This window comes from Phenylobacterium aquaticum (genome assembly GCF_947378715.1).
GTDB classification, from domain to species: Bacteria; Pseudomonadota; Alphaproteobacteria; order Caulobacterales; family Caulobacteraceae; genus Phenylobacterium; species Phenylobacterium aquaticum_A.
The window spans coordinates 1-3,839 of sequence record NZ_CANCLE010000247.1 but is presented as its reverse complement, the minus strand read 5'-3'; the positions used below and the strand labels follow the sequence as shown (position 1 = coordinate 3,839).

At 70.1% G+C, this 3,839-nt stretch carries 4 protein-coding genes; 1 reads left to right on the top strand and 3 read right to left on the bottom strand.

Features of this window, described 5'->3' with window-relative positions; translation table 11 throughout:
* Positions 1-101: 101 nt before the first annotated feature.
* Entirely contained in the window at positions 102-971 is an 870-nt protein-coding gene (locus Q7P21_RS19910) for an SMP-30/gluconolactonase/LRE family protein (protein WP_304180059.1), read from the bottom strand.
* Between the two features lie 100 nt (positions 972-1,071).
* Here Q7P21_RS19910 and Q7P21_RS19905 point away from each other — a divergent pair, with 100 nt between their 5' ends.
* A complete protein-coding gene (locus Q7P21_RS19905; protein WP_304180058.1) occupies positions 1,072-1,983 on the top strand; it encodes a M14 family metallocarboxypeptidase in 912 nt (303 codons plus the stop codon).
* A 7-nt stretch (positions 1,984-1,990) separates the two neighbouring features.
* Here the strand turns inward: Q7P21_RS19905 and Q7P21_RS19900 are convergent, their stop codons facing one another.
* On the bottom strand, positions 1,991-3,031 hold the full coding sequence (locus tag Q7P21_RS19900; protein WP_304180055.1) for a serine hydrolase: 1,041 nt from the start codon (positions 3,029-3,031) through the stop codon (positions 1,991-1,993).
* Between the two features lie 101 nt (positions 3,032-3,132).
* Complete coding sequence (locus tag Q7P21_RS19895; RefSeq protein ID WP_304171526.1) at positions 3,133-3,516, bottom strand: hypothetical protein; 384 nt, start codon at positions 3,514-3,516, stop codon at positions 3,133-3,135.
* Positions 3,517-3,839 lie beyond the last annotated feature (323 nt).

The window sequence follows — 3,839 nt, the reverse complement described above, 5'->3', positions numbered from 1 at the left end:
TGGAAGGCCTCGACCAGGGCCGCGCCGATGCCGGACGCCCCGCCGGTGACGAACACCGCGCGGTCCTTCAGGCTGGGATAGGTGGCGTTCATGGCCCTGTCCTAGCCCGCGAAGGCCGGCAGGGGGAGGCCCTTCACGCCGGGCTCCAGGGCGAAGACCGAGCCGGCCAGGGGCTGGCCCTCCAGCTGGGCGGTGCTCAGCCCCTCCCGGGCGCTGGTGACATATAGGGTGGAAAGGTCGGGCCCGCCGAAGGCGCAGCTGGTGGGGTGCTCGACGGGCAGGGCGACGATGCGGTCGACCGACCCGTCCGGGGCGTAGCGCACCATCCGCCAGGCGCCCCACTGCACGTTCCAGAGATGGCCCTCCGCATCCACCGCAGAGCCGTCCGGCCCGCCGGTCTGTCCGCTCATGTCGAGGAACACGCGCCGGTCGGCCAGCCTCCCGTCGTCGGTGATGGCGAAAGCCCAGATCAGCTGCAGGGCGGAGTCGGCGAAGTACATCGTCCGCCCGTCGGGACTGACCGAGACGGTGTTGGCGATGTGGATCCCATCCAGCACCTGGTGGGTGGTCCCGTCAGGATCGGTGCGGAACAGGGCGCCGGGCCGCTTGCCGCCGTCATCGTCCATGCTCGACCACCATAGCCGTCCCGCCAGGTCGATCTTGCCATCGTTGGAACGGAAGCCCGGGCTCAGCTCCATCGGCGTGACCAGAGCCGTCGCACCGGTCGCCGTGTCCAGATGGGCGATCCCGGCCTCGGTGGCCAGCACCAGCCCGCCGGCCGTGCGCGGCGCGGCTACGCTGGCCCGCCAGGGCAGGTTCCAGCCGCCCCGGGCGCCGTCGGCATGGTTGAGCCAGTTCAGCCGCCGCCCCTTGATGTCGAACCAGTAGAGCCGACCTTCGGCCGCATGCCACATGGGCCCCTCGCCCAGGATATCCAGCCCCTCGGCCGCGCAACGCACCTCGTCCGACACCCCGGCTCTCCTCGCCCTCGAAGGCGCCAGAGTTGGCGGGGTTCGGCGGGGCGCGTCAACGGGGTCGTGACGCCATCGACGTCCCGTCATATGAGGCGTCATGACCAACCCCATCCCCTATCCGATCGGAACGCCGGGCCGCGCCTGGGGCGAGGCGGAACGCGACCAGTGGCGCGCGCGCCAGTCCCGCCACCGCCGTTACGACCAAGATGTGCTGCCGCGCATCGACGCCCTCTCCGACCGCTTCGAGCGGATCGGCTACGGCGAGCTCCGCTATGGCGAAGAGACCTACGCCCTCCGCGCCCTCGCCAGTCGCGTCTGGGATCCCACGCTGCCGGCCGCGCTGATCACCGGCGGGGTGCATGGCTATGAGACCAGCGGGGTGATGGGCGCCCTGGCCTTCCTGGAGACGAGGGCGCAGGCCTATGCCGGCCGGGTCAATCTGCTGGTCGCTCCTTGCGTCAGCCCCTGGGCCTCTGAGCGCATCAATCGCTGGAACCCCGACGCCGTCGATCCCAACCGCAATTTCCGCGAGGGCGGCCCCGGGGAGGCGACCTCGCTGATGGCCCTGGTCGCGGCCCGGCGGTTCGCGCTGCACATCGACCTGCACGAAACCACCGACAGCGACGAGAGCGAGTTCCGCCCCGCGCTCGCCGCCCGCGACGGCAAGACTTACGAGCCGGACCTCGTGCCGGACGGATTCTATCTCGTCGCCGACGCCGACGACCCCCAAATCGCCCTGCAGCAGGCGATCATCGCGGCGGTGCAAGAGGTGACCCACATCGCCCCGGCGGACGCCGCCGGCCAGATCATCGGCTGCCCGGTCCTGTCCCCCGGCGTCATCACCTATCCGGTCAAGGCCTATGGCATGTGCCCCGCCATCACCGGCGCGCGCTACACCACCACGACCGAGGTCTATCCCGACAGCCCCCGCGCCACGCCCCAGCAATGCGACGCCGCCCAGGTCGCGGCGGTCTGCGCGGCGCTGGACTTCGTGCTGGCGGCGGGGTGAGCGGGGGTCAGGACTGGCCCAGCAACAGGGTCAGGAACGCCGTGTCCGACCAGTCGCCGGCGCCGCCGCGCCGGGCCATCAGGGCGCGGATGTCCAGCCTGGCCAGGCGCACGATGGTCAGGCCGCGGGAGGGGATCACATAGAGCCTCTGGTCTCCGGCGCCGGCCGCTACCACCAGGTCGGCGGGCAGCTTGTCGGCGTTGAGGGCGAAGTCGGCGGTCTCGCTGACCGGGTCGGCCACCTTGGGGGCATGGGGCAGCCACCAGGTCAGGCCATAGGCGGGATTGGCCGTCGAGCCCACGAACAGGGCCCTGAAGGTCGCCGGGTCGACGATCGCCTTGCCCGCAACCTTGCCGCCCGCGCGCACGAATTCGCCGACCTTGGCCCATTGCCGGGCGGTCAGTTCCGCGCCCTGGGGCATCAGCGGGTCGCCGCCGGGGGTGCGGCGCCAGACCATCTCGCCCACCCCGATGGGGTCGAGCACCCGGCGCTTGAGATAGAGATAGGGGTCGGCGGGCTGGCCGGCGGCCGCCAGCTTGCGCTTCATCACCTCGCCGAACACCTGATAGGGCGCGGGGCCATAGATGAACACCTGGCCGGGATCGGCCTCCAGCGGCATGCGGATGGCGTCGGCATATTCCGGCGGCCGGCCGATGGCGCTGCGGATCCCCACGGTCAGGGACAGCAGGTGGCGGATCGTCGCCTTGGCCTTGCGCGGATCGTCGCGCCATTCCGGCAGGGTCTTGGCGACCGGCTCGTCGAGGGTCAGCAGGCCGTCCTGCACGGCGGCCGCGGCCAGCAGGCCGGAGAAGCTCTTGGTCCCCGACCACAGCTCCATGGCGTGGTCCGGCGCGCCCTCGGCGGCATAGGTCTCGCAAATCGGCCGGCCGTCCTTCAGCACCAGGATCTCGGCGCCCCGGCGCGCGTCGGAATAGGCGGCGGCGGCCTGGCAGGCGGGGTCGGTGGCGCCGGTCAGGATCTCGGCATGGGCGGATAGCGCGCCGACCAGGCTGAGGGCCAGGGCGAGACAGACGGAGCGTGTGGGCATGAACAGGGGCCTCCCTGCAGGTTTCAACGACGAACCGGGCGGTCTCCGTCGCCGGTTGTCCAGCGTCCTAACGTTTCGTCACCGCAATCCTCTTTGAGGACCTATGGCGACAGGGCCGCTGCAGCGGCTAGGCTCAACATGATGTCGAGGTCCCGGGCAAATTCCCCATGGGCGAACCCGGCGGGCAGCTTCAGGGGCGGCGCCTTCAGTGCGGCCGACATCAATTGGCAGAACACAAGCCGAACCCCATCAACATTGAGACCTTCGAGTTCCGAAGGTGGGAGGGCCACGGATAGACTCAGAAATCGGTCTCGCGGCCCGCCACCGGGGGCGGAGATCCGTCCGACCTTGTTATGGCGCCGCTCGAAGCGCGCGTTTTCCTCCGGGTCGCCAACGGCGATGAGCACACCTTGGAATATTGAAAGGCCCGCTCCGTAAGTCTTGTCGTCGAATCCAGGGCTGATGAGATTTTGCAGTGAGGTCATGGCGTCGCCGACGACCGCACCGACGTCCTCCCAGACCACCGATGTAAAGCGTATCCGCATGGCCCCTCGGCTGACAGGCTCAAGCTATATGGCCGTGGTTCAGCGATCCACCCCAGGCGGACGCTCGCCACGACCGCTCCGGGGCTACGCTCCCCGGTCGGCTAAGCCGCCGCTTACCCCGCCACCTTCCGCACCGCATTGCTCAGCACTTCCCGCGCCCGCTTGACGCTCAGCCCCTGTTCGCGCCGCAGCCGTGACCAGGTCTCGAAGCTGAGCAGCAGGTCCAGGGCCTCGAAGGTCGTCGTGTCGGCCAGGATCTCCGG